Source organism: Aureibaculum marinum, from assembly GCF_003813905.1.
GTDB lineage: Bacteria > Bacteroidota > Bacteroidia > Flavobacteriales > Flavobacteriaceae > Aureibaculum > Aureibaculum marinum.
Genome location: NZ_RPFJ01000040.1, coordinates 36358 through 62686, shown reverse-complemented (window position 1 = coordinate 62686; position 26329 = coordinate 36358). Strand labels below are relative to the sequence as shown.

Below are 26329 nucleotides of genomic sequence, written 5' to 3'. Positions count from 1 at the left end.
TTATTTATATGCTCTATTTATTTAAAAAAAGTAGAATAAATAATTGAATTAACATAAATTTGAGATTCATTAGCTTATAAGATTATAAATGACCGAAGCACTAAAGAATTACGAAAAATCAATAAAGAAAAAGCATAGTTTTAATTTTACTCCAAAATTTGAACAAGAAATAAAAACTGATTTAAATGAAAAGGTAATTATTCCAATTGTCGTAAAAACTTTTGAAAAATTAGGTTGGGATTTGGTATATCATGATCAAAAAAGTGCTGAAGCAAAACGAAAAGGCGATTGGAATAGATGGACTGAAAAAATTACAGTTTCTTTTAATTATGGAAAATTAAAAATAAAAAGTAGTTCTCTAGGAAATGAGTTTTGGGACAATGGTAGAAATTCTAAAAGAGTATTATTGTTTATCCATGCTTTTTATCAAACTGAAAAAGAATTTGATAAAGAATCTTTGACCAAACTAGAACAAGAAGTTGAAAAATCAAACGATTGGGATGATTATGTAATTCCTGAAAGTTTACCTCAACCAAAAAACAGAAAAGAGCCTCAATTTTGGATTCCTATTGTTGGAGGCATAATTACTGCACTTCTATTAGGCTATAGCCTTGCTTATATATCAATTAATGGAAGGTATGTAATTGGTCTTTTTGAAATTGGTGTAGCCTTTATGATGTCATTTGCTCTTATTCAACTAGTAAAATTAAGCAACTACACACTCTATAAAAATTTACATTACTTACTCATAGGTATGGTCGTAATCACCTATGTTTCAAATCAATATTTTCAATTTCGTTTAGTATTAACTAAAAATATCTATGAAGCGTTTAGTTTCTGGAATTTTATCCAAGCAAGATTTGACGCAGGATTAACCATAAAAAGTTTAAATACTGGATGGATAGGTTTGGTACTCAGTTGGATACTACAATTGCTTTTAACTTATTTTATTACAACCTCTAGACTAGCTACAGGATTAATAGCTTATCAATTGGAAAAAGTACCTATTGAAGTAGTTGATTTTGCTTGTTATCATTTTATAAAAGATAAAACCGAGAGCCAAGTAAGATCTGAATTGGCTAAAATGGGTTGGACTAAAAAAGAAGATCAAGACGATGTTTTTGAATCTATTGGAGCAATGCAAGGAGCTTCTGAATTAAATAGAATGGGATAACTACAGTTCTCTTTAAGCACTATAACAACTCAATATTTTTAGTGGCTATTCCATTTTTATTTGTTAAATTTAGTGTCCTAAATTTTTCTGTCTTATGAAGACAAAAGTAGGAATCATTTATTCTTCCGTTGACGGGCATACACTAAAAATTTGTAAAAAATTAAATGGCTTATTTAATGAAAATCAAATAGAAACAGAACTCTTTTCTATAGATACTTTTACTGAAGAAATATCTAAATATCATACCTTAATTATTGGAGCAAGTATTAGATATGGTAACCATAAAACTAATGTTACTCAATTTATACAGACTAATAAAAATGAACTTAATAAGATAACTACAGCATTTTTTTCTGTGAATCTTGTAGCTCGAAAAAAGGAAAAAAACAGCATAAATACCAACCCTTATTTTATTAAATTTATAAAAAAAGTAAATTGGAATGCTGATTTCCAAGAAGTATTTGCGGGAAAGTTAGATTATAATTCATATTCATTTTTTGATAAGATAATGATTAAACTAATTATGAAACTAACCCATGGACCAACAAAATCAGACGTTCCAATAGAATATACAGATTGGAATAAAGTAGAACAATTTGGATTAAAAATAATTGCAAACTATAAAAATACGAATCAAAAATAGCATTTATCTTTACCCAAACAGCTCTTCACTATCTACATTCAAATTTTGAATAAAAGCAATACTATTAGCAATTGAATCATGTAATACTTCGTCTTCTTTTATAAATTGTACATCTTGTTTGTACATACTTAGAAAAGATTCTAAAAAATCAGATGTTTTTAACGGCCTTCTAAACTCAATAGCTTGAGAAGCATTTAACAACTCAATGGCTAAAATGGTTTCTAAATTATCTACAATTCTTTTGGTTTTTGTTGCCGCATTTGCTCCCATACTTACATGATCTTCTTGTCCATTACTTGAAACTATAGAATCTACAGAAGCTGGTGTTGCCAATTGCTTATTTTGACTAACAATACTGGCGGCAGTATATTGAGGAATCATCAATCCTGAATTTAATCCTGGATTAGAAACTAAAAATGCTGGCAAGCCACGCAACCCAGAAACTAACTGAAAAGTACGACGTTCAGAAATATTACCTAATTCAGACAAAGCGATTCCTAAATAATCTAAACCTAATGCCAATGGTTGACCATGAAAATTACCTCCTGAAATAATTGCATCAGATTCTACAAAAATATTAGGATTGTCTGTTACCGAATTTATTTCGGTTTCTATTGTTTTTTTTACAAAATTTAATGTGTCTCTACTGGCTCCATGCACTTGAGGAATACACCTAAATGAATAAGGGTCTTGAACGTGTTTTTTCTTTTGATTTAAAATTTCGCTTCCTTCTAAAAATTCTTCTATTTTTTTTGCTGTATGTAATTGACCGTTATGAGGTCTAATTAAATGTATTAATGCATTAAAAGGTTCTATTCTTCCATCAAAAGCATCTAAAGAAATGGCTCCAATAACATTGGCTAAATACAATAGTTTGTAGCTTTTTAATAAAATAGAAACACCATAAGCACTCATAAACTGAGTGCCATTTAACAAAGCCAACCCTTCTTTTGATTGCAATTGAATTTTACTCCACCCAAATTTTTGTAAAATTTCTTCACCAGAAAATAGCTCTCCATTATATAAAACCTCTCCTTTTCCAATCAGAGGCAATGCTAAATGAGCAAGTGGAGCTAAATCTCCCGAAGCACCTAAAGATCCTTGAGTATAAACAACTGGTAAAATATTATTATTATAAAAGTCAATTAACCTATTTACAGTTGCCAATTGAACTCCTGAATATCCATAACTTAACGACTGTATTTTTAAAAATAGCATTAGTTTTACAATGGACTCAGGTACCCTTTCACCTGTTCCACAAGCATGAGACATTACTAAATTTTCTTGGAGAACGGTTAAATTTTTATTGGAGATTTTAATATTATGCAACGCACCAAACCCCGTATTAATACCATAAATAGGATTTTTATTTTTAGCTAATTTTTGATCTAAATACGCTCTACACCTATTAATTTTATTAATAGCCGTTTGAGATAAAAATAAGTTTTTATGAGAGTTTACAATAGTGTCTATTGTAAACAAGCTTAAATATGAACCATCTATGCTATGCATTTCTACCATATCAAAAATTTAATTTTCAAATGTAAAGAAATATTTTATATGAACTTTGGGTATATCTTTATTCAAAGAAAACACACTCTCTTAACTAAATTTTAAGTATTTAATGTATAAAATATAGTATTTTTACGACCGATATAAAAAAAAATAAAAAATGCAAAAAATAGCAACTGTCTTTACAATTTTAATTCTTTTAGTTTCTTGTAAAAAAGAAATAACATCTAACAAAAATTATGCTCAACTTTCTGGTAAAATTACAAATGCACAAGATTCTATCTTAACATTAAGTAGCCAAACTTCTCAAAAAACCCTAACTCTTAACGACGATGGAACTTTTTCAGATACACTGGTTGCAAAAGAAGAGTTTTATATGCTAACCCATGGTGATACTAGAACCTTTCTAAACTTAAAAAATGGGTATAATTTAGATTTTAATTTTGATGCTAACGATTTAATTAATTCTATTAAGTTTTCAGGTCTTGGTGCTGGAACAAATAATTATATGGCAGAAAAAATGAAGTTAGAAAATGAATTTAATTTAAGTAATCCTGGAAGTTTTTTTGAATTAGAAAAAGAAGAATTTGATAAAAAATTAAATGCTGTTACAACCAAAATGGAATCGTTACTTGATAATGCTCAAGATTTAGATTCTACATTTACAGCTATGGAAAAAGATGGAAACAGTCGTTTTATTGAATATTTAACCACAAATTACGATGCACAACATGCCATTTTAGCTCCAATTGCTAAAGGAAAACCCTCTCCTACTTTCAAATATCCAAATACAAAAGGAGAACTTATTTCTTTAGAAGATTTTAAAGGAAAATATGTTTATGTTGATGTTTGGGCTACTTGGTGTGCTCCTTGCATTCAACAAATACCTGCATTAAAACAATTACATAAAGATTATGAAGGTAAAAATTTAGAAATTGTTAGTCTTTCTATTGATAAAATGGAAGATAAAGAAAAATGGAAAAACATGGTTGCGGAAAAAAACTTAACTGGAACACAAATAATGGCTGACAATGAATGGCATTCTGATTTTGTAAAAAGTTATGGAATTACAGGCATTCCTAGATTTATATTGATAGATCCAGAAGGTAATATCGTAGATAATAATGCTCCAAGACCTACTGACCCAGCATTAAGAACTCTTTTATCTGAATTAGAATTATAACATTTAAAAGTGTATTAAAGTACAAAACAATAGCTTATCGCTCCAGTAATAAACAGGTAAAATCAAAACCTCAAAGTAAAATTACTTTGAGGTTTTTTATTTAGCTATAATATCATTATTAACTATATTTACAGCTATGAATTCAAAAATTATAGCTAACGGAATCTTAAGAGCTCTTGCAATTATAATAGGCGTAGCTCTGCTACTCTATTTTTTCTATTTGATACAATCAGTTATTGTATATATTATAATCGCTGCAGTATTATCATTAATTGCTCGCCCAGTAATTTTATTTCTACGTAACAAATTAAAATTTCCTAATACGCTTGCTGTTGTTGTAACCATGATTCTTTTTTTAACATTAACCTTTGGGTTAATTTCCATGTTTATTCCATTACTCTATAAACAAGGTCAAAATTTATCACTATTAGATATAGATGCTCTCGAACGCAATATTGAACAACTACTAGTTGAAGTAAACTCTTACTTTTCAGAAATTGGTGTCAATATATTTGAACAACTAAAAAGTGTAGATGTTTTTAAAAATTTTAAAGCTGTTCCTTATTTATTAAACACATTGGTTAGTGCCGTTGGAAACATAAGTATAGGTCTGTTTTCAGTATTATTTATTTCATTCTTTTTAATGAAAGATAGTCGCTTGTTAAATAGAGGGTTACTTACATTAGTTCCTAGAAATAAAGAAAAACGCTTTCAAAAATCAATAGAAAAGATAAAAGATTTATTGTCTCGTTATTTTTTAGGCTTACTCCTACAAATTTCTATTCTTTTTATAATTTATACAACAGTATTACTAATTATTGGTGTAAACAATGCCATAGTTATAGCTTTTTTGTGTGCATTATTAAACCTAATACCATATATAGGACCTTTAATTGGGGGTGTATTAATGCTAACACTTACTATGACTAGTGATATTACCCTAGATTTTAAAACAGAAATAATTCCGAATACGGTATATGTACTAATTGGATATTTAATTGCTCAATTAATTGATAACTTTTTTAGTCAACCAAAAATTTTCTCTGAAGCTACAAAAGCACATCCTTTAGAAATTTTTTTAGTAATTATAATTGGAGGATTATTATTTGGTGTTGTAGGAATGATAGTAGCCGTGCCTGGATATACAGCAATTAAAGTTATTTTAAAAGAATTTTTATCTGATAATAAAATTGTAAAATCTCTTACAAAGGATTTATAAACAGTGAATAAAAACATATTAAATACTGAGGTACAGAGTTTTATATCAAAAAACTTAAATACAGACATTGCCAAGTTAATTTTTAAAGGTAGTCCATTTACTAATATTTCTATTCAAGAATTAGCAACCCAAATTGAGTCTAAAAAAAAAGCACAACATAAATTACCAACATGGTTTAAGACTGAAAACATTTATTATCCTAATAAATTAAATATTGAACAGACGTCATCTGAAATTACTGCCCAATACAAAGCTAATCTTATAAAAGGAAACTCACTTATTGACCTTACAGGTGGTTTTGGTGTTGATATTTGTGCTTTTGCAAATGTATTTAAGCAAGTAGTACATTGTGAAATCAATCAAAAGCTTTCCGAAATTGCAAAACATAATTTTGAAACTTTTGGCATTAAAAACATTAACATTATAACAGCGGACGGTATTACCTATTTAAATGAAACCCAACAGCAATTTGACTGGATTTATATAGATCCTTCTCGTAGAAATGATGTAAAAGGCAAAGTATTTTTACTAGAAGACTGTGAACCTAACGTTCCAAAAGATTTAGATACTTTATTCAAAAACAGTTCTCAAATTATGCTTAAGGTTTCGCCAATGTTAGATATTACATCGGCCATATCTGAATTAAATTTTGTAAAAGAAGTACATGTAATTGCTATAAAGAACGAAGTAAAAGAATTACTTTTTTTATTGGAAAAAGATTACAAAAATGAAATTGAAATTAAAACCATAAACATAAAAAATAATTCTGTTGAACGCTTTAATGCTATAAAGTATAAAAACAATGGAAATGCCAAACTAGCACCTCCATTAAATTATGTGTATGAGCCAAATTCAGCCATTTTAAAAGCTGGTCTTTTTAATGAAGTATCACATCAATTAAACATAGATAAACTTAATATTAATAGCCATTTATATACCACAAAAGAATTAATAGAATTTCCAGGAAGATGCTTTAAAATAAAAAATATTATTCCTTATAATCTTAAGCTATTAAAAAAGGATTTAAACTTAAAACAAGCAAATATTACCACTAGAAATTTTCCTGAAACTGTAGCTCAAATTCGAAAAAAAACAAAACTTAAAGAAGGTGGTAATCATTATTTATTTTTTACAAAAAATCATAAAGACCAGCTTATCGTATTAATATCTCTAAAAGTTTAACACTCACACTTTTAATTGATCTAATATTTTAGTATTTTAGTGCTGTTATGGCAAATAAGAATATCAGATCATTATCCTATAGAAAAGAATTAGACGATAACCTTTTCGAAAATATAACTGCTTTATCTAAGAAAAAAGTAAGTAGTAAAGAATTTCACAACTTAGCCAAACGATTTATGATAGATGATTCTGTTGTGATTGGTACTGCATCATTCTATGATTTTTTACGTCCAGAAAATCAAGAAAAAAAAGTTCATGTTTGTAATGGCACCGCTTGTATGGTTGCGGGTACTCAAGACCAATTAACAGAAAAACTTAGTACACTTGTAGATGCTGATAAAATAGGACATGTGCCATGTCTTGGCCATTGTCATAAAAATAATGCCTTTTTATATAATAATCATACGTACTCAGCTCATTCAATCGAAGCTCTAGAAAAAATAATTTCCGATACACCTGCTTTAGAAAACACCTACTATATTGGCTCTAGCTCCACACCTATTTTAACTTCAAAAATTGAAAATATTACAGAATTTTATACATTATTTGAATCCTATATCAAACATCCTGAAAAAGTAATAGAACAGTTAAAACAGTCTAACTTAAGAGGTCGTGGTGGTGCTGGATTTCCTTTCTACTTTAAATTAGATGCCGTTTTAAAAGAGAATGAAACTCAAAAATATATTGTTTGTAATGCGGATGAAGGTGATCCTGGAGCCTATTCTGATATGTATTTAATGGAACATCAAGCTCATAAAGTATTATTTGGAATGCTAATAGCTGGTAAAACCGTTGGAGCAAATACAGGTGTACTTTACATTAGAGGTGAATATCCTAATTCTATTAGAAAAATAAAACAAGCAATTAAACAATTAGAAGATTTAAACCTACTTCAACATTTTAGATTTAAAATTATACGCGGACAAGGAGCTTATGTTTGTGGAGAAGAAACTGCATTGTTAAATTCTATAGAAGGATTACGTCCTGAAGTACGAGTACGCCCACCCTATCCCGCTCAATATGGTCTTTTTGGAAAACCTACTGTTTTAAGTAATGTAGAAACTTTTGCAAACATCCATTGGATACTAAAACATGGAGGAGCGGCTTACGCTGCTTTAGGAAATGGAAAATCTACAGGTACAAAAATGGTTTCTTTAGATAGTTATTTTAATCGCCCAGGCATGTATGAAATTGAAATGGGAACCCCTTTAAAATCAGTAATTGAAGAATATGGAAAAGGATTTAAATCTGAGATTAAAGCCTTACAAATTGGAGGTCCTTTAGGTGGCATAGTTCCTATTCATAAAGTTAAAGACTTAACATTAGATTTTGAATCGTTTACCAATCACGGTTTTTTATTAGGACACGCAAGTATAGTTTCTATTCCTAACCATTTTCCCATAATAAAATTTATTGAACACCTATTAGAATTCACTGCAGACGAATCTTGTGGAAAATGCTATCCATGCAGAATTGGATCGCACCGAGGTTATGAAATGCTAAAAAAAGCACAAAATGAATCGTATAAAATTGACAGACAATTATTTAATGACCTTATAGAAACCTTAGAACTCGGTTCATTATGTGCTTTAGGAGGTGGTGTGCCGTTGCCTATTAAAAATGCACTACAATATTTTGAAGACGAATTAAAGGAATATTTTAAGTAGTTTACTAAAGAGTGTAAAATTATCACTAACTACCTTTACCAAACTTGTGGTTAAATAAACATATTATGAAAGCATACATAAATGACACAGCACATAGCATAATAAAAGGAGAAACCATTCTTGACTTTGTTAGAAGAGTTGAAAATAGAGAGGCTATACCCACAATGTGCCAAGACGATAGGCTTGACAATTTTGGTTCTTGTCGTGTATGCTCTGTAGAAGTTGCAAAAGAAAAAAATGGTAGTACAAAAACTTTAGCTTCATGCCACACCCCTGTTACAGAAGGTCTTTACATCTATCACAACACAGATAAAATAAAACGCTTGCGTAAAAATATTGTAGAGTTAGTTTTAACAGATTATCCTACTGATAAATTAGTTGCTCCAGAAAACAAAGCTCCAACTGAATTCCAAAAAACAATAGCTCAAATAGGAATTCCAACCATACGTTATCCTAAAGGAGATAATCATTTAACAATAGAACCTGACCGAGCACATCCTTATATCAAATCTGACTTATCACAATGTATTAACTGTTATCGTTGTGTACGAGCCTGTGAAGAAATTCAAGGTGAAATGATTTTAAACATGTCAGGGCGAGGTTTCGCAACTCGTATTATTAAAGGATTTGATACTACTTTTGATGAGTCCGCTTGCGTTTCTTGTGGTGCTTGTGTGCAAACTTGTCCTACAGAAGCTTTAACAGATAAATTTGAAACAAAAACCCTAATACCTGATAAAACTGTTCAAACAACATGTACCTATTGTGGTGTAGGATGTCAACTAGAAGTTGCTGTAATTGATAGAAAAATTAGAGGCATTCAGGCTCCTAAAACAGCAGAAGTAAATGAAGGGCACACCTGTTTAAAAGGTCGTTTCGCTTTTCAATTTTACAATCATCCTGACCGTTTACGTGAACCAATGATTAAAAAAAATGGAACTTTTGAAGTTGTAACCTGGGAAGAAGCCTATGATTTTGTAGCCAAAAAATTATTATATATAAAAAACAAATATGGTGCGAATGCAATTGGCGGTTTTTCATCATCTAGAGCTACAAACGAAGAAAATTATTTAATGCAAAAAATGATAAGAGTTGCAATTGGCACTAACAATATAGATGGTTGTGCCAGAGTTTGCCATGCACCTACTGCATTTGGCATGCAACAATCTTTTGGTACTGGAGCAGCTACTAATTCAATTGAAGACTTAAAAGAAGCAGACGCTATATTTTTATTTGGTGCCAATCCTTTAAAAGGACATCCTGTGACAGGAGCTAAATTAAAACAAGCATTTATGAAAGGGGTAACTTCTATTGTAGTAGACCCTGTAAAAACAACATTGGCAAAATTAGCTACACATTTTTTACAAATTAGACCAGGTACAAATGTGGCTATTTTAAATATGATGGCTTATTATATTATCACTGAAAATCTGGTAAAACAAGATTTTATTGATACCTATACTGAAATGTATGACGATTTTAAAAATCATGTATTAGCATTAGATATGGATGCTCTGTCTGAACTTACAGGAGTAGCCAAAACATTAGTAAAAAATGCTGCTATTGCCTATGCCAATGCAAATAGAGCTATGGAGTTTCATGGGTTGGGTGTTACAGAACATTTTCAAGGTAGTAAAACGGTTATGCTACTTTCAAATATCGCTATGATGACTGGAAATGTTGGTAGAAAAGGAGTAGGATTAAATCCGTTACGGGGTCAAAACAATGTACAAGGAGCTGCTGATATGGGGGTTCAACCACATCAAGGAGCTGGATATTTAGATGTAAATGACCCTGAAATTCAACACTATTATGCAAAAAAATATAGAATCAATAAAATGCCAGAAAAAGAAGGGTTAAAAATTCCTGATATGTTAAATGCAGCTATTGAAGGAAAACTGAAAGCCTTATACATTATGGGTGAAGACACTATAATGACTGATCCAAACACAAATCACAGTATTAAAGCATTTGAAAATTTAGAATTGATTGTGGTTCAAGAATTATTTATGACAGCTACATCAAAAATGGCAGATGTAATTTTACCTGCTTCTTCTTATTTTGAAAAAAATGGAACATTTACTAATGGCGAACGTCGTGTACAACGCGTTAATAAAGTAATTGAACCTATTGGAAATACCAAACCTGATGGTCAAATTATTATTGACATGATGCATAAATTAGGTTATACACAACCCACAGGTTTAACTTATGATGCAGCAAAAATTATTGAAGAAATTGCAGATGTTATTCCTTTTATGAAGGGATTAACTTGGGAAAGGTTAGGCACCAATGGGTTGCAATGGCCTATAAATGCCGATGGAACGGACACTAAAACACTACATGTAAATGGAGCATTTAAAAAAGGAAAAGGAACCTTCCATCATTTTGATTTTGAAGAATCTCCAGAAATTGTTGAACATGGTACAAATTATCCTTTTATTTTAACAACGGGTAGAGAGTTAGAGCATTACAATTCTGGAACCATGACCCGAAGAACCGACAATCAATATCTTTTAGCTAAAGATTATTTAGAAGTACATCCGAAAGATGCAAAAAGAAAAGGAGTTACTAATGATGATATGGTAAAAATATTTTCTGATCGTGGTAGTGTTACTATACCTGTAAAAATTTCTAAAAATGTAAAAAAAGGTGTGTTAAGAACTACTTTTCATCAACCTGAAGTATTTATAAACATAATAACTGGAAGTGTTGGAGACAAAGAAACTTTAACTCCTGAATACAAAGTGGTTGCAGTTGATTTTGAAAAAATATAACCTCACATCTATGTCCACTTTTAATTACGAAGCCTATAAAGCATTAGAAAATGATTTAAAAAAAATCAGTGACACGCTTGTTATTGAAGCTCCTTTACAAATAAATATCAATAGCGAAGCATATACTGTAGTTATGAGAACTCCAGGAAATGATTACGAGCTTATAAGAGGACTTTTATTTGCAGAAGACATCTATAAAAAACCTCAAAATTTTGATTATGAAATTTTAGAAGCCTCTACAAATGGTTTTAGTATTATAAATGTAAGCATACCGAAAAACAATTTAGGAAATGGATATTTAAACAAACGTACTTTACTATCAGTATCGTCTTGTGGCATTTGTGGAAAACAAAAAATTGATGATATTAAAGTAACGGGAAATAAAATGAGAGATGAAATTACAATAAAACCATCTCAATTACAAAGATTATTTTTTGAAATGAAACAAAAACAAGTACTTTTTAAAAAAACAGGAGGCTCACATGCTGCTGCTATTTTTAATAAAGAACATCAATTACTAACTGTAAAAGAAGATATTGGAAGACATAATGCTGTTGACAAGAGTATTGGAAACCTTTTAACAAATAATAAAATAAAAGCCGCTTCTATTTTAATAGTAAGCGGCCGTGTTTCTTACGAAATTATTTCAAAAGCTTTTATTGCAAATATTCCTGTGGTAGCTTCAGTTTCTGCAAGTTCTTCATTAGCTATTGATTTTGCAAAAGAATTTGGAATGAAACTTATTAGTTTTTGTCGTGACAAAAAAGCTACTTATTACACTTAAATACAGTTAGCTAAATAACTTTACTTAATCATTGTAAACTCCCATAGCTTCGTACTTTTCCATACGTTCTTTAATTAACTTTTTAATAGTTAATTTACTTAATTCGTTATAGGTTTTAACAATTTGTTTTTCTACAATAGCAAAAGCTTCTTCTCTATTACTATGAGCTCCACCAAAAGGTTCTTTAATAATACCATCAATTAACCCTTGTTTTTTCATGTCTTTTGCGGTTAACTTTAAGGCTTCTGCCGCCTCTTCTTTATGATCCCAGCTACGCCATAAAATTGACGAACACGACTCTGGAGAAATAACAGTATACCATGTATTTTCCATCATATATACCCTATCTCCTACTCCAATTCCAACAGCTCCACCAGAAGCACCTTCTCCAATAATAATAGAAATAATAGGAGTTTTTAAAATACTCATTTCAAAGATATTTCTAGCAATAGCTTCACCTTGCCCACGCTCTTCAGCTTCCAATCCTGGATATGCACCAGGAGTATCAATAAAAGTTACAACTGGAATACCAAATTTTTCAGCCATTTTCATCAATCGTAATGCTTTACGATATCCTTCTGGATTTGCCATTCCAAAATTTCTATATTGGCGTGTTTTGGTATTATACCCTTTTTGTTGACCGATAAACATAAAAGACTGGTCTCCAATTTTACCTAAACCACCAATCATGGCTTTATCATCTTTCACAGTTCTATCTCCATGCAATTCCATAAATGTTCCTTTGGTAATTGCTTCTATAAAATCTAAAGTGTATGGTCTAGAAGGGTGTCTTGATAATTGTACACGTTGCCAAGCCGTAAGATTCTTATATATATCGGTACGAGTTTTTTCTAACTTCTTTTCTATTTGCTCACAGGTCTCAGTAACGTCTACTTCACTCTCTTTACCAATTATCAAACATTTAGATAACTGCTCTTCTAATTCTTGTATCGGTTTTTCAAAATCTAAATACTCCATAAAATAGTTTTGGTTGATATTACAAATATATATAAACTATTTAATCATCTACAAAAGTATTAACAAATAGTTAAGATTATACAAAATTAAGTAATGCAGGACTAACAATCAGGCTATTTGTTCATTTAAAAAAGAAACTTATCCTTATCTTTGATGCTCATTAAAATAGAATTCAATGAAGCGTTCAATAATACTGAATAACACAGAAATACAACATAAAATTAGAAGAATGGCATTTCAAATTTATGAAACTAATGCCAATCAAAAAGAAGTTATTATTGCTGGTATTGCCAAAAATGGATTTGTTATAGCCCAAGAATTAAAATCTATTGTTGAAGAAATTTCTCCACTAAAAGCTACTGTTTGCGAAGTTATTATTGACAAAAAAAATCCTTTAAATGCTATTGAAACTTCATTAGATAAAAATGAATATAAAAATAAATCTCTAGTATTGGTAGATGACGTTTTAAATTCTGGCACCACTCTAATGTATGCCGTTAAGCATTTTTTAGAAGTTCCTTTAAAACAGTTTAAAACTGCTGTACTGGTTAATAGAAATCATAAAAAATATCCAATTAAGGCAGATTTTAAAGGATTGTCATTGTCTACATCTATACAAGAACATATTGCATTAGAAATAAAAGGCTCTAAAATGGTTGCGTATTTAGATTAAGTTTATGTCACTACCAACAATATTTCTTCAGCAATCTGATCCATTTTCTTATTGTCAATTAAAACATGATGCATTGCTTTCTCATAATATGGAGCCCGTTCAAACAAATGTTTGGCAATAAATTCTTTTAGGTCATCATTAGAAATTGATGCAATTAACGGTCTTGATTTTTTATTTTCTTCTTTAGATAAGGTTAAAAATGTCTGTTGCAAAGAAGATTTTAAATATATTGACGCATCAAATTGATTAACTAAATCCATATTATTGCCATAACAAGGTGTGCCTCCACCTAATGATAATATAAAATCACCATCTTTTTTTAACAATTTTTGTAAATAATAGGTTTCTTTTTTTCTAAAATAGATTTCTCCTTTCGTTTTAAATAACTCTGAAATACTTAAATTTTCCTTTTTTTCGATGTAATTATCCAAATCGATGAATAAAATATCTAGCTTTTGTGCCAAAATTTTGCCAATTGACGACTTGCCACTTGCCATATACCCTAGTAAAACTAATTTCATAAAAACTTATTTGTCTTATAATATGAGGGTTACAAATATCGTAGAAAATTTTTTAAAAAATACCTTGCAAAATAAATATTTGATATTATATTTGCAACCGCAATAACGAAGACCTGGTAGCTCAGTTGGTAGAGCATCTCCCTTTTAAGGAGAGGGTCCTGGGTTCGAGCCCCAGCCCGGTCACAACAAATATTGCTAAGCCTATCATTTTTTGATAGGCTTTTTTATTTTTAAATAATATTTTTTTCTCTTTAAAAAGTAGCTTCCACTACTCTAATTTCTATATTTTAATTTATAAAATCCCTTTATTCCAATCACTACTTTTTATAGTTTTTTGTTGGTTATTTCCTTTTGCAACTATTTCATATTTCATTAAATTTGCGAACCATTGTTTTTGTATTTATAAATTAATAATGAAAAGAGGGTGTTATTTTTTAAGACAACACCCTCTTTATTTTTTAAAACACTACATAAAATAAATTTTACTCATTTATTAGATAGTTTACAACGGTAAAGAATCCTTTTATGAGCATTAAAATAAATAAATTTGTACTTGCAATTATTACAACTATTATAATTGCATATTTTTTTCCATTATGGGGAACAGAACATAGTAATATTCCCATGAACTTGATTAGTTCTATTGGAATTTCACTTATCTTTTTCTTCTACGGACTTAAACTCAGTCCTGAAAAATTAAAAACCGGATTAAGCAATTGGAAATTGCACGTTTTAGTACAAACTTCAACATTTTTAATGTTTCCATTACTAGTTTTGTTAGTACATCCATTACTTCAACATAAAGAACAAGAACTTATTTGGCTGGCCTTCTTTTTTTTAGCCGCGTTACCGTCAACTGTATCTTCTTCGGTGGTAATGGTATCTATGGCAAAAGGTAATGTGCCTGCAGCTATTTTTAATGCCAGCATATCAGGTATTATTGGCATTGCTATTACTCCGCTATGGATGGGCTTATTTATTAATACCTCAACTGCCGATTTTAATTTTATTGAAATTTATAGCAATCTTATTATTCAAATTATTGTACCTGTAATATTAGGTTTACTATTACAACGTTATTTTGGTGAATTTGCTCGTAAACACAGCAGTAAACTAACTCTGTTTGATAAGTCTATTATTTTATTAATTATTTATAAAAGCTTTGCCAATTCTTTTTATAATGATATTTTTAGTACCGTTTCGTTTTTAGATTTACTATTACTTTTTATTGGAGTGCTAATTTTATTTGGTGTAGTATATTATTTGACTGGTTTTATTTCTAAAAAATTACATTTTAATAAAGAAGATCAAATTACAGCTCAATTTTGTGGAACTAAAAAATCTTTAGTACACGGTACTGTTTTTTCTAAAATACTTTTTGGCAATATGGCTTCTATAGGGTTATTATTATTACCCTTAATGTTATTTCATGCCATACAAATACTAATTATTAGTGTAATTGCCTCAAAAAAAGGAAGGTTAACAGAATAGTAAAATGTTTACAAAAAAATCCTAACAGAAATTGATATATAATACAATAACTGTTAGGATATTTATAAGGTTACAAGATGTGTTATTCTAAAATTTCTAACACTTCAAGTTCAAAAATAAGATCTTTACCAGCTAATGGATGATTTCCATCAACAACAATACTATCTTCACTAACTTCAACTACACGCAAATTCATTTCTCTACCATCTGGTGCTTTTGAAACTAAGCCCATACCTACTTCAGGTGTAATATCTTGAGGCAATTGTGTTCTTTCAACTTTTTGAATCAATTCTTCAATAACATCTCCGTATGCTTCTTCTTTAGCAATGGTAATGGTTTTCTTTTCATTGACTTTCATATCAATCAATCCTTTTTCAAAACCAGGTATTAGTTGTCCTTGCCCTAATGTAATTTGTAAAGGTTCTCTTCCTATTGACGTGTCAAAAACCTGACCGTCGGTTAATTTTCCAGTGTAATTTACTTTTACTGTGTTGTTTTCTTTTACTTGACTCATTCTATATTCTTTAATTTTTAAAATACCCTTTACATAATTTTTATGCAACAACTATTTTAATTTAACTTATTTTTCAAATTGCATCTAAAATCAAGCCAAAGGTTAAAATATAGAAATTATATTATAAATTAATAACCTAGCTTTTTAAAAACAAGATGTAGCCCTTTATACGTAACAAATACAACAAAAATATTCCGTTTAAAAATTTCACAAAATTCACTCTTATTTACGCCAATATGTCAGGTCATGTATCTAATCAATAAAAAATAATAATAGTTAACTTTACAAAAGTATATCATGAAATTATAATTTAATTAAAAAAACTAAAATGTTTATATTTGCAGCCAATCTAAGTTATTTTGACATCGTTTATATTAAAATAAGGTTCATAAACCGTGAGTTTTTAGTTGGTGAACTTTATAAAATTACTAAAATAGATTTGCTTTTAACCCCCAACATTTTAGTTTAATCTATTGCTAATATTTTAAAAAGTTAAGCTGTCTATGCTTGGCTTTTTTTTGATTTTTGCACATGTGGCGGAATTGGTAGACGCGTTAGCTTGAGGGGCTAATATCCACTAGGATGTGCAGGTTCAAGTCCTGTCATGTGCACATATTTCAAATTCAAAATGGCAAATTATTTATAATTTTTTTTGAAATTTGAAAATTATAAATTAATATTTTTATCATTTGGTATTCTTTTTGTAATCATTTAACAAAAATTTTACTGAATTATTAGTATCATTGCCATATGCAAAAATTAATACCCACTTTACTTGCTCTCTTTTTATGTTTCAGTGTTGTACATGGTCAAACTGAGACTGACATTACTAGAAATCAAGATTCTATTAAAATTTTAAAGGGAAGAATTATTGATGTGAATGATAAAATGCCTTTACAAAGTGCTCATATTTTTAATATGAATACGGCAGAAGGTACCATTACTAATAGCAATGGTGATTTTGAAATTCCTGCACAATCTAATGACACCTTACACATTTCGTATATTGGTTATCAATCAATAAAATTAAAAATTACCAATGACTTATTAAGAGGTAATGAATTAGAAATTGCCATACATGAAAAGACTGTAGAGATTGAAGAAGTTACAGTAAAAGTTCATAACTTAATTGGAGTTTTAGAGATTGACGCTAAAAATGTTCCTATGGACAAATTCTCTAGAATTCATATTGAAGGCTTGCCTCAAACTTATGAAATTGGTAGACCTAAAGCTAGAGAATATACTGGAGTTGGTGCGGCATTATTTAATCCTGTTGATTTTTGGTATACTAAATTTGGTAAAAAACCAAAAGAACTTAAAAAACTTAAAAAGCTTAAAGAGCAAGACAACTCCAGAGATATGATGGAAGAAAAATTCAGTAGAGAAATTCTAATGGATTATATGGATATGAGTAGAAAAGAATTGGACGATTTACTTAAGGAATGTAATTATTCAGATAGTTTTGTTAAAAAAGCCAGTGATTTACAAATTATTGAGGCTGTTTTAGAATGTTACGAAAACTATAAAGCTATAAAAGAAGGTACTGTTAGTAAAGAAAAAGTTAGAGTAAACAACGAAAACAAAAATTAAAAATATAGTTATAAAAAAGGAGGTCTGTTGACCTCCTTTTTTATAATAAATTATATCGTATTTAAAATCAATTGTTTCCTAAAATAAGAGGCAATCCATCTTTACTACTTCCAACAATAACTACTTTTGCATTAGGTGAATTAGACAATTCTAATGTAGCCTCAATACCTTTATCTTGTAATATTTTATCGGTTAAAGATGCACTTAAAATTCTATTAGCATCTGCTTTACCTTGAGCTTCAATAATTTGACGTTGAGCTTCTTTATCAGCTTTTTCTAATCTAAATTCATATTCTAAAGACTCTTGTTCTTGTCTTAATTTTCGCTCTATAGCATCTTTAATAGAAGTTGGTAATGTAACATCTCTTACTAAAATTTCATTTAGTAAAATATGTTGATCGTCGATTATTTTTTTACTTTCTTCATAAATTTCAGTCTGTATAGCATCTCTTTTACTAGAATACAACTGTTCTGGAGTATATCTACCAACAACACTTCTTGCAGCAGAACGAATTGTAGGTAATAAAATTCTATTTAAATAATCAGTTCCAATTTGTTGGTGCAATTTTCCTAATTCAGGCACTTCTGGTTGATACCAGATAGAAGTTTCTAATAAAATATCTAATCCGTTAGAAGATAAAACTTTCATTTTTTCAAATGCTTCTTGTCTTCTAATTTCATAAACATACACTTTATTCCATGGAGCTACAATATGAAACCCTTCGCCCATTGCAGGTTCATCGGTTACTACACCTCCTCCAAAGCGTTTCCATAATACCCCCGCTTCACCAGCGTCAATAGTTACAAAAGCTTTAGAAAAAAAAACAATAAATATTATTATTAAAAATAAAATTGGCAAGACTGCCTTCGGTAATTGTAATTGGTTGCTACTCATATTAATTGGTATTAGTGTTAACTACAAATTTACGATTAAAATATCATATATGCTGTACCTTTAACAACCATCTTTATATTCACAATCTTCATTACAAGATTCTATTTCTAGGGTTACATGTTCTATATCAAAATGATCATGAAGTAACTTTCGTAGTTGTTGTTTTATCTCAACAATATCATTTATAAGTACTGACGATTTTTTAAGTGAAACATGTACAGTTGCTAAATTATATTCACCATCCAAACTCCAAACATGACAATCATGTATTTCCTCTATTTCAGGTAAACTTTTCATTTCTTTACGAATAGCATCAACCGATATTTCTTTAGGAATACCTTGTAAAATTATTCGTAATGTTTCTCTAATATTCTTAAAGACATTAAATAAAATAAAAGCGGCAATTAAAAGCGATAAAATAGGGTCTAAAATAGGCACATTCCAAAATTGCATTACAATACTAGCAATTAAAACAGCTAACCAACCTAAAACGTCTTCCATTAAATGTAGTGATACAACACGTTCATTCATTGAAGTACCCTGTTTTAGTTTAAACACAGCAGCTCCATTTACAAGTACTCCTAAAATTGCCAACCACATCATCCCTTTAGCATCTGCCTGATGTGGATTTAATAATCCTGGAATAGCTTCCTTAATTATAAAAATAGAACCTACTACTAAAATTATTGAATTTATAATTGCTCCTAATAAAGAAAATCTTCGGTATCCGTATGAGTAGTTTTTTGTTGCCCCTTTATTTGATAATTTCTGAAAATACCAAGATAATCCTAAACTTAAACTATCTCCTAAATCGTGTAAAGCATCTGACATAATTGCCAAACTATTGGTATAAAGCCCTCCTATTAGCTCTATAATGGTAAAAAATAAGTTTAAAAAAAAGGCGACTTTTATATTGCCTGTACTGTGGTGATGTGAATGATTGTGTGCCATGATGTCTAATTATAGTAATACGTAACTTATTGCAAATAGATGCAATAGTTTAAATAAAAATATCAACTATGAAATAACTAGATTTTACCATAATATTTTCTTATAAACCACTCTAGTGTCAACAAAAACAACGTTAATGCTAACAACCATTGCCAATCTATTAATGCTTGTAAATGTCGTTTACTTGTCTGAATAATGCGGTATTGATTATCTTCAATTAATTGGGTAATTAATGGTTCAGTGTTGTCAATAGCAGTAGAAATACCTCCAGAAGCTTTTGCTAATAATTTCAAATCTTTCACATTAGCAGTTGCTAATTGTTGTTCAACATCATAGGTTAACACCGAAAAACTTCCATATTTTCTAATGCTTTTGTCTTTCGTTTGAACTGAAAAACTATAATCACCAGCCTCTAAATCAGAATAAACCACTTCGTAATAATTATTTTTTAAGGTAAACGGAAATATTGACTGTTCTTTTGTTGTTTTATTAGTTAATGACAATGTTAAGCTAGCATTTGTATCAAACACATAATTGGCATCAAAATATTGTGCTTTAATAATTACATTTTCATTAGCATAAACAAAAGGATTGTACTCAACTTCTAAACGGTCATACTTTTTTGTTGAAGATAAATATTGAATCAGTTTATTAAAAAACTGATCAAATTGCTGAAAAGTATTTTGTGTAACTTTACTTTGCATTCTCCATTTCCAACTATCGCTACCAGATAAAAGTGCTCCTCTCCGATTGTCTAATGTAAAGGTTGCTAACAACGGATTTTTTGTTTCAAAACTTAAAACGCGTTGATACAATACGGTTTTAAAAGGAACATTGAATACCAGTTCTCCAAAATATCCTGTTAACGGTGTAAACTCAGAAAATTGAATGTCTTCAGTAATAAACTCATTAAAATCAGGGTTGTATACAGGAAAATAACTTTCTTTTTTAGATATCGCTTTTTTAGTAAAAAATGGTTGAGCTTTATTTAAAAATCTCCAATCTGTTTTAGGTCCTGTAATAATAAAAACATTCGCTTGTTCTAACTCTATATCTTCAAAAATTTTAGCAAACTCACTTGTTGGCTGATATAATATAACCAACTGATAATCTTTATATTGATACTTTTTATTTAAATCATTGTGTAGTTCTACTTTATGTTGTTTATTAGAGAAAATAGATCTACGTATCATTCCAATATCTGGATGATTAACTGCACTTAAAATTAAAATTTTTGCTTGCTCATCAACAACTTCTATACTAAAACTTTTGGAATTATTTATAGTGTTTTTCTCATTTTCAAGTGAAGCAACCTGCACATGATAATTTTGTATTCCAATAGCATGAGCCTTTAAATTAAATTGAATTCTTTGAGATAATTTTTCTCTACTAAAAGTGAGGTTCTTTTTAAATACTACTGTATTATTTTGAGTTACAGAAATGCTTTTATTGATACTTTCCTTTCCTTTATACTGAATAAAAATTTCAACAGGAAAGTTATTATTTAAATTGGTATATGAATTTACATTTATTTGACTAATTTTTAAATCGTCGTATTGCAATGTATCTCCCACTACCACAGAATAAATAGGGTTTTTAGCTTTATAGTATGCATAACTTACCCCTTGTGTTTGATTACCATCTGTTATTAAAAGTGTTGGAGCCATTCTGTCTTTATAGAGTTCTTGAAGCTCTTGAAGGGGGGTAATAATAGTAGTTTTATGAGCATTAAAGGCAAGTGTATCTTGTACAGAAAGACGATCTGAAAAGGTATAATAATTGATGTCAAATTTCTGATTAAGAGCTGAATTCACCTTTAGGTTAGTAACAAAATTAGAAACTTTATCTTGCTCATTGGCATAAGCTATTGAAGCAGAATTATCTACCAATACATTTAAAACAGGACGAACATTTTCAATTTTATTCGATTCAATTTTTGGGTTTATTATTAAAACTAACAATGAAAAAATTGATAAAAATCGCAAAAAGAACAATAAAATATTCGTTTTACTACGGTCTTTACTTTTATAATAATACTGAAAAAAAGCCATCAGCAAAGCGATGATGGCAGCTACTACGATTAGTAAAATTACAGTTGAAGACAATTGTGTTTATTAAGTTAAAATTAATAGATAATAATAGTATTGATTTATAAACCATCAATTAGCAACTGAAATTTAGGTTAGCATACCTCCATCTACATTAATTGTTTGACCTGTAATGTAGGTTGCCATGTCAGAAGCTAAAAACACACAAGCATTTGCAATATCTTCAGGAGTTCCTCCTCGTTTTAATGGTATAGCACTACGCCATTCATTTACCGTTTCTTCTGGTAAAGCACCAGTCATTTCTGTTTCTATAAATCCAGGAGCTATAGCATTACAACGAATATTTCTAGACCCCAATTCTAAAGCTACAGACTTTGTAAACCCTAATATTCCTGCTTTTGAGGCGGCATAATTAGCTTGTCCTGCATTTCCTTTTACCCCTACTACTGAACTCATATTTATAATAGAGCCCGAACGTTGTTTCATCATAGGTTTTATAACTGCTTTGGTAAGATTAAAAACCGATTTTAAATTGACTTCTATTACTTTATCAAAATCTTCTTCTGAAATACGCAATAATAGATTGTCTTTTGTAATTCCAGCATTATTTATTAGTACGTCTATAGCTCCAAATTCATTAATAACATCAGCAGCTAATTGTTGTGCAGCTTTAAAATCTGCTGCATTGGACTGAAAACCTTTTACTTTTACTCCATAAGATTGCAATTCTTTCTCTAATGCATTAGCCGCTTCTGCTGATGCATTGTAGGTAAATGCAATATTAGAACCTTGTTTTGCAAATACTTCTGCAATTCCTTTACCAATTCCTCTAGATGCTCCTGTTATTAATGTGGTTTTATTTTCTAGTAGTTTCATTTAATAAAATTTTTAATAGCCAAATATAAGGAATTTGTTTAGCTTGAAATAAAAAAACCACCATCTAATCTCTTAGATACTGGTTTCTATAATTAGAACTTCTATTACTAAAAATAATTTCTTCAAAATAAAAAAAGCCTGTTTAAAGTTTTAAACAGGCTTCTTTCTAGTTAAACTAATACTATATAATCTAAAAAAATCTATTTTCCTAAAACTTCTGCAACTTTAAGTCCTATTTCTGCTGGAGAATCCACCACATGAATTCCATTTTCTGCTAATATTTTCATTTTTGCTTGTGCAGTATCATCACTTCCTCCAACAATAGCACCTGCATGTCCCATAGTTCTTCCTTTTGGAGCTGTTTGTCCAGCAATAAAACCAACTACAGGTTTTCTATTTCCATCTGCTTTTATCCATCTAGCCGCATCAGCCTCTAACTGACCACCTATTTCACCAATCATTACGATACATTCAGTTTCATCATCATTCATTAATAATTCTACAGCTTCTTTAGTAGTAGTTCCAATAATTGGGTCTCCACCAATACCAATAGCTGTAGTAATACCTAATCCTTGTTTTACAACTTGATCAGCAGCTTCATACGTTAATGTACCTGATTTAGAAATAATACCAACTTTCCCCTTTTTGAAAACAAAACCTGGCATAATACCAACTTTAGCTTCTCCTGGTGTTATTACACCTGGACAGTTAGGGCCAATTAATCTACAATCTCTATCCGAAATATAAGATTTTACTTTTACCATATCAGCAACCGGAATACCTTCTGTGATACATATAATCACTTTAATTCCAGCTTCAGCAGCTTCCATAATTGCATCTGCAGCAAATGCTGGTGGTACAAATATAATACTTGTATCTGCTTTTGCTTTTTCAACAGCTTCTGCAACCGTATTAAAAACAGGTCTATCTAAATGTTTTTGACCTCCTTTTCCAGGCGTTACACCACCAACGACATTGGTACCATATTCAATCATTTGAGTAGCGTGGAAAGTACCTTCACTACCTGTAAAACCTTGGACAATTATTTTCGAATCTTTATTTACTAAAACACTCATTTTTAGTTATTGGTTATTTGTTATTTTATTTATTTTTTTCGTATTTATTGTACACAAAAGTAATTCTTACAACTAACTTTAAAAAATAATTACGATTAAATCTTATTTACTTTATTAATTATTTCAGGTAAAACTTTAATTCCTGCCAATTCTCTATATTTTTTTCTAGCAACATCGCATGGTGAACCAAAATAAGCTTGCCCTCCTTCTAATGAGTTAGAAACCCCAGATTGTGCATATACTACAGCTTTTCTACCAATAGTAACTCCACTAATAACACCAACTTGCCCCCAAAGAGTTACCTCATCTTCAAGCACGGTACATCCCGCAATACCAACCTGAGAAGCTATTAAACATTTTTTACCAATAATGGTATCATGTCCAATTTGTACTTGATTGTCTATTTTAGTTCCCTCTTTAATTAGTGTATTACCAGTAACACCTCTATCAATAGTACATGCGGCACCAATATCTACATTATCTTCAATAATAATACTCCCGCATGATATGAGTTTATCAAACCCTGTTTCTCTATTTTTGTAATAGAATGCATCTGATCCTAAAGTGGTTCCTGCATGGATGGTCACATTATTTCCAATTGTACAGCCATCGTAAATAACTACATTAGGATGAATTAGACAATTTTTACCAATTGTAACATTATTACCTAAAAATACGTTTGGCTGAATAATGGTACCTTCACCTATTTCAGCAGATTCTGAAATGGATTTATCAGCTTTATTAAAAGGATTAAAATAAGTTGCCAATTTACTAAAATCCCTAAACGGATCATCTGAAATTAATAAAGTCTTGCCTTCAGGACAAGCTACTTTTTTATTAATTAAAACTACAGAAGCATCAGAATTTAAAGCTTTATCATAATACTTTGGATGATCTACAAATACGATATCTCCTTTTTCCACAACATGAATTTCATTCATTCCATAAACAGGAAAATTTTCATCACCAACAAACTCACTATCAATAAGTTGTGCTATATCTTTTAAAGTATATATTTTAGGAAATTTCATTTGCAAATAATTATTCAATTGTAAAGAATCAATTACAATTTATTATTGGATTAATAAGCTTACTTCTATTATTATGATAAATCAATCAAGTTATACTTAGTTGTTCACTTAAAAAATCCAATAGAATTGACCCTTTACAATTAAAAATATAGATTAATTAAGAGTAATGTATGTAAAATTAATCTGATATTCTTTCCTGATAAGTTCCTTTATCAGTTTCAATTCGTATTTTATCTCCTTCATTAATAAACAGTGGTACATTTACATTAGCTCCTGTTTCTACAATAGCCGGTTTTGTAGCATTGGTAGCGGTATTTCCTTTTACACCAGGTTCTGTTTTTGTTACTTCTAAAATAACACTTGCTGGCATTTCTACTGAAAGAGGCAATTCATCCTCTGCACGTACTATAATAGTAACAGTTTCTCCCTCTTTCATTAACTCTGGGCTATCTAAAATATCATGTTGAAGAGCAATTTGAGAATAATCTTCATTATTCATAAAATGATATGTTGACTCACCTTCTTTATACAAATATTGATATTTACGTGTTTCTACACGTACTTCATCAATTTTATGTCCAGCCGAAAATGTATTATCCAAGGTTCTGCCAGTAGTTAAACTTTTTAATTTTGTTCGAACAAAAGCAGGACCTTTACCTGGTTTTACATGTTGAAAATCTGTTATTTTATAAGTATCATTATTAAAAACAATACATAATCCTTTTTTAATATCTGAAGTAGTTGCCATAAAATCTATTAATTATTACTAAAATATCCTTTCATAATACCTCGTTGAGAATCTCTTATAAATTGAAGAATTTCGTCACGTTCTGGAGTTGCTTCCATTTCAGCTTCAATTATTTGACAAGCCTGTGAGTTATTATAATTCTTTTGATATAAAATTCTATATATATTTTGTATTTCTCTAATTTTTTCTGAAGAAAATCCTCTTCTACGTAAGCCTACAGAATTAATACCTACATAAGATAAAGGTTCTCTTGCTGCTTTAACAAACGGAGGTACATCTTTACGCACTAAAGACCCACCTGTTACAAAAGCATGTTGCCCAATAGAAACAAATTGATGCACAGCCACTAGACCAGCTAATATTACATTGTCACCAATAGTTACATGACCTGCTAACGTTGAATTATTAGAAAAAATACAGTTGTTTCCAACAAAACAGTCATGAGCCACATGACAATAAGCCATAATTAAACAATTTTCACCAATTACAGTTTTTAATCGGTCTGCCGTTCCTTTATTAATAGTAGCACATTCTCTAATTGTAGTATTATCTCCTATTTCAACTGTAGTTTCTTCACCTTGATATTTTAAATCTTGTGGAATTGCAGAAATAACAGCACCTGGAAAAATATTACAATTTTTCCCTATTCTGGCTCCTTCCATGATTGTAACATTAGAACCAATCCAAGTACCAGAACCAATTGTTACGTTGTTGTGAATTGTTGTAAAAGGCTCAACAACTACGTTTTTAGCAATTTTAGCCCCTGGATGAATATAAGCAAGTGGTTGGTTCATAA

Annotated in this window: 23 protein-coding genes and 2 tRNA genes; 13 read left to right on the top strand and 12 right to left on the bottom strand. The window is 29.9% G+C overall.

Annotated elements, in window-relative coordinates:
* Positions 1-88 precede the first annotated feature (88 nt).
* Positions 89-1174 (top strand): hypothetical protein, encoded by a 1086-nt coding sequence (locus EGM88_RS13855; RefSeq protein ID WP_123899024.1) that lies wholly within the window; start codon positions 89-91, stop codon positions 1172-1174.
* 94 nt (positions 1175-1268) lie between these two features.
* Positions 1269-1817 (top strand): menaquinone-dependent protoporphyrinogen IX dehydrogenase, encoded by a 549-nt coding sequence (gene hemG / locus EGM88_RS13850; protein ID WP_123899023.1) that lies wholly within the window; start codon positions 1269-1271, stop codon positions 1815-1817.
* A gap of 9 nt (positions 1818-1826) precedes the next feature.
* Here hemG and hutH read toward each other — a convergent pair whose 3' ends face one another.
* Complete coding sequence (hutH, locus tag EGM88_RS13845) at positions 1827-3338, bottom strand: histidine ammonia-lyase (RefSeq protein ID WP_123899022.1); 1512 nt, start codon at positions 3336-3338, stop codon at positions 1827-1829.
* A 151-nt stretch (positions 3339-3489) separates the two neighbouring features.
* Between hutH and EGM88_RS13840 the strand changes: the two genes are divergently transcribed.
* The 6 genes from EGM88_RS13840 to fdhD all read left to right on the top strand — a co-directional run bounded on the left by EGM88_RS13840 (position 3490) and on the right by fdhD (position 12141).
* Positions 3490-4512 carry a TlpA family protein disulfide reductase gene (locus EGM88_RS13840; protein ID WP_123899021.1) on the top strand — a complete coding sequence of 341 codons (1023 nt, stop codon included), beginning with the start codon at positions 3490-3492 and terminating at the stop codon, positions 4510-4512.
* Positions 4513-4648: 136 nt separating this feature from the next.
* Positions 4649-5731, top strand: a complete 1083-nt coding sequence (locus tag EGM88_RS13835; RefSeq protein WP_123899020.1) for an AI-2E family transporter — start codon at positions 4649-4651, stop codon at positions 5729-5731.
* Between the two features lie 3 nt (positions 5732-5734).
* Complete coding sequence (locus EGM88_RS13830) at positions 5735-6913, top strand: class I SAM-dependent methyltransferase (protein ID WP_123899019.1); 1179 nt, start codon at positions 5735-5737, stop codon at positions 6911-6913.
* Between the two features lie 47 nt (positions 6914-6960).
* A complete protein-coding gene (locus tag EGM88_RS13825) occupies positions 6961-8580 on the top strand; it encodes an NADH-ubiquinone oxidoreductase-F iron-sulfur binding region domain-containing protein (RefSeq protein WP_123899018.1) in 1620 nt (539 codons plus the stop codon).
* A gap of 65 nt (positions 8581-8645) precedes the next feature.
* Positions 8646-11357 (top strand): formate dehydrogenase subunit alpha, encoded by a 2712-nt coding sequence (fdhF, locus tag EGM88_RS13820; protein ID WP_123899017.1) that lies wholly within the window; start codon positions 8646-8648, stop codon positions 11355-11357.
* A gap of 10 nt (positions 11358-11367) precedes the next feature.
* Entirely contained in the window at positions 11368-12141 is a 774-nt protein-coding gene (gene fdhD / locus EGM88_RS13815; protein WP_123899016.1) for a formate dehydrogenase accessory sulfurtransferase FdhD, read from the top strand.
* 24 nt (positions 12142-12165) lie between these two features.
* On the opposite strand, the gene EGM88_RS13810 is transcribed toward fdhD, so the two are convergent.
* On the bottom strand, positions 12166-13119 hold the full coding sequence (locus tag EGM88_RS13810) for an acetyl-CoA carboxylase carboxyltransferase subunit alpha (protein ID WP_123899015.1): 954 nt from the start codon (positions 13117-13119) through the stop codon (positions 12166-12168).
* Between the two features lie 175 nt (positions 13120-13294).
* On the opposite strand from EGM88_RS13810, the gene EGM88_RS13805 reads away from it, so the two are divergent.
* Positions 13295-13792, top strand: coding sequence for a phosphoribosyltransferase domain-containing protein (locus tag EGM88_RS13805; RefSeq protein WP_123899014.1), 498 nt, complete (start codon positions 13295-13297; stop codon positions 13790-13792).
* 2 nt (positions 13793-13794) lie between these two features.
* Here the strand turns inward: EGM88_RS13805 and EGM88_RS13800 are convergent, their stop codons facing one another.
* Positions 13795-14313 carry a shikimate kinase gene (locus EGM88_RS13800; RefSeq protein ID WP_123899013.1) on the bottom strand — a complete coding sequence of 173 codons (519 nt, stop codon included), beginning with the start codon at positions 14311-14313 and terminating at the stop codon, positions 13795-13797.
* Positions 14314-14423: 110 nt separating this feature from the next.
* Here EGM88_RS13800 and EGM88_RS13795 point away from each other — a divergent pair.
* Both EGM88_RS13795 and EGM88_RS13790 read left to right on the top strand, forming a co-directional pair.
* Positions 14424-14496: transfer RNA gene (locus tag EGM88_RS13795), tRNA-Lys, on the top strand.
* 342 nt (positions 14497-14838) lie between these two features.
* Entirely contained in the window at positions 14839-15804 is a 966-nt protein-coding gene (locus tag EGM88_RS13790) for a bile acid:sodium symporter family protein (RefSeq protein ID WP_123899012.1), read from the top strand.
* A gap of 82 nt (positions 15805-15886) precedes the next feature.
* On the opposite strand, the gene EGM88_RS13785 is transcribed toward EGM88_RS13790, so the two are convergent.
* Positions 15887-16318 (bottom strand): FKBP-type peptidyl-prolyl cis-trans isomerase, encoded by a 432-nt coding sequence (locus EGM88_RS13785; RefSeq protein WP_123899011.1) that lies wholly within the window; start codon positions 16316-16318, stop codon positions 15887-15889.
* 527 nt (positions 16319-16845) lie between these two features.
* Here EGM88_RS13785 and EGM88_RS13780 point away from each other — a divergent pair.
* Both EGM88_RS13780 and EGM88_RS13775 read left to right on the top strand, forming a co-directional pair.
* Positions 16846-16929 (top strand) — tRNA-Leu (locus EGM88_RS13780).
* A 139-nt stretch (positions 16930-17068) separates the two neighbouring features.
* Positions 17069-17908 (top strand): carboxypeptidase-like regulatory domain-containing protein, encoded by an 840-nt coding sequence (locus EGM88_RS13775; protein WP_123899010.1) that lies wholly within the window; start codon positions 17069-17071, stop codon positions 17906-17908.
* A gap of 67 nt (positions 17909-17975) precedes the next feature.
* Here the strand turns inward: EGM88_RS13775 and EGM88_RS13770 are convergent, their stop codons facing one another.
* The 8 genes from EGM88_RS13770 to lpxA form a co-directional block, all read right to left on the bottom strand.
* Complete coding sequence (locus EGM88_RS13770; RefSeq protein WP_123899009.1) at positions 17976-18803, bottom strand: prohibitin family protein; 828 nt, start codon at positions 18801-18803, stop codon at positions 17976-17978.
* A 60-nt stretch (positions 18804-18863) separates the two neighbouring features.
* Positions 18864-19754, bottom strand: a complete 891-nt coding sequence (locus tag EGM88_RS13765; RefSeq protein WP_123899008.1) for a cation diffusion facilitator family transporter — start codon at positions 19752-19754, stop codon at positions 18864-18866.
* 77 nt (positions 19755-19831) lie between these two features.
* Positions 19832-21859, bottom strand: coding sequence for a VWA domain-containing protein (locus EGM88_RS13760; protein ID WP_123899007.1), 2028 nt, complete (start codon positions 21857-21859; stop codon positions 19832-19834).
* Positions 21860-21931: 72 nt separating this feature from the next.
* Positions 21932-22678, bottom strand: coding sequence for a 3-oxoacyl-[acyl-carrier-protein] reductase (gene fabG / locus EGM88_RS13755; protein ID WP_123899006.1), 747 nt, complete (start codon positions 22676-22678; stop codon positions 21932-21934).
* 200 nt (positions 22679-22878) lie between these two features.
* On the bottom strand, positions 22879-23754 hold the full coding sequence (gene sucD / locus EGM88_RS13750; RefSeq protein WP_123899005.1) for a succinate--CoA ligase subunit alpha: 876 nt from the start codon (positions 23752-23754) through the stop codon (positions 22879-22881).
* Between the two features lie 95 nt (positions 23755-23849).
* Positions 23850-24785, bottom strand: coding sequence for a UDP-3-O-(3-hydroxymyristoyl)glucosamine N-acyltransferase (locus EGM88_RS13745; protein ID WP_123899004.1), 936 nt, complete (start codon positions 24783-24785; stop codon positions 23850-23852).
* A gap of 178 nt (positions 24786-24963) precedes the next feature.
* Entirely contained in the window at positions 24964-25533 is a 570-nt protein-coding gene (gene efp, locus EGM88_RS13740; RefSeq protein WP_123899003.1) for an elongation factor P, read from the bottom strand.
* Positions 25534-25541: 8 nt separating this feature from the next.
* Positions 25542-26327: an acyl-ACP--UDP-N-acetylglucosamine O-acyltransferase gene (lpxA, locus tag EGM88_RS13735; RefSeq protein WP_123899002.1), complete on the bottom strand. Its 786-nt coding sequence runs from the start codon at positions 26325-26327 to the stop codon at positions 25542-25544.
* Positions 26328-26329: the final 2 nt, after the last annotated feature.

What these genes read in the sequence shown, in the direction of transcription:
- EGM88_RS13840 (WP_123899021.1), top strand. Translation starts at nt 3,490, where the DNA reads ATGCAAAAAATAGCAACTGTCTTTACAATTTTAATTCTTTTAGTTTCT.
- fabG (WP_123899006.1), bottom strand. Translation starts at nt 22,678, where the DNA reads ATGAAACTACTAGAAAATAAAACCACATTAATAACAGGAGCATCTAGA.
- EGM88_RS13835 (WP_123899020.1), top strand. Translation starts at nt 4,649, where the DNA reads ATGAATTCAAAAATTATAGCTAACGGAATCTTAAGAGCTCTTGCAATT.
- hutH (WP_123899022.1), bottom strand. Translation starts at nt 3,338, where the DNA reads ATGGTAGAAATGCATAGCATAGATGGTTCATATTTAAGCTTGTTTACA.
- fdhF (WP_123899017.1), top strand. Translation starts at nt 8,646, where the DNA reads ATGAAAGCATACATAAATGACACAGCACATAGCATAATAAAAGGAGAA.
- EGM88_RS13745 (WP_123899004.1), bottom strand. Translation starts at nt 24,785, where the DNA reads ATGAAATTTCCTAAAATATATACTTTAAAAGATATAGCACAACTTATT.
- EGM88_RS13825 (WP_123899018.1), top strand. Translation starts at nt 6,961, where the DNA reads ATGGCAAATAAGAATATCAGATCATTATCCTATAGAAAAGAATTAGAC.
- EGM88_RS13790 (WP_123899012.1), top strand. Translation starts at nt 14,839, where the DNA reads ATGAGCATTAAAATAAATAAATTTGTACTTGCAATTATTACAACTATT.
- efp (WP_123899003.1), bottom strand. Translation starts at nt 25,533, where the DNA reads ATGGCAACTACTTCAGATATTAAAAAAGGATTATGTATTGTTTTTAAT.
- lpxA (WP_123899002.1), bottom strand. Translation starts at nt 26,327, where the DNA reads ATGAACCAACCACTTGCTTATATTCATCCAGGGGCTAAAATTGCTAAA.
- sucD (WP_123899005.1), bottom strand. Translation starts at nt 23,754, where the DNA reads ATGAGTGTTTTAGTAAATAAAGATTCGAAAATAATTGTCCAAGGTTTT.
- EGM88_RS13855 (WP_123899024.1), top strand. Translation starts at nt 89, where the DNA reads ATGACCGAAGCACTAAAGAATTACGAAAAATCAATAAAGAAAAAGCAT.
- EGM88_RS13775 (WP_123899010.1), top strand. Translation starts at nt 17,069, where the DNA reads ATGCAAAAATTAATACCCACTTTACTTGCTCTCTTTTTATGTTTCAGT.
- EGM88_RS13810 (WP_123899015.1), bottom strand. Translation starts at nt 13,119, where the DNA reads ATGGAGTATTTAGATTTTGAAAAACCGATACAAGAATTAGAAGAGCAG.
- EGM88_RS13765 (WP_123899008.1), bottom strand. Translation starts at nt 19,754, where the DNA reads ATGGCACACAATCATTCACATCACCACAGTACAGGCAATATAAAAGTC.
- hemG (WP_123899023.1), top strand. Translation starts at nt 1,269, where the DNA reads ATGAAGACAAAAGTAGGAATCATTTATTCTTCCGTTGACGGGCATACA.
- EGM88_RS13800 (WP_123899013.1), bottom strand. Translation starts at nt 14,313, where the DNA reads ATGAAATTAGTTTTACTAGGGTATATGGCAAGTGGCAAGTCGTCAATT.
- EGM88_RS13805 (WP_123899014.1), top strand. Translation starts at nt 13,295, where the DNA reads ATGAAGCGTTCAATAATACTGAATAACACAGAAATACAACATAAAATT.
- fdhD (WP_123899016.1), top strand. Translation starts at nt 11,368, where the DNA reads ATGTCCACTTTTAATTACGAAGCCTATAAAGCATTAGAAAATGATTTA.
- EGM88_RS13770 (WP_123899009.1), bottom strand. Translation starts at nt 18,803, where the DNA reads ATGAGTAGCAACCAATTACAATTACCGAAGGCAGTCTTGCCAATTTTA.
- EGM88_RS13785 (WP_123899011.1), bottom strand. Translation starts at nt 16,318, where the DNA reads ATGAGTCAAGTAAAAGAAAACAACACAGTAAAAGTAAATTACACTGGA.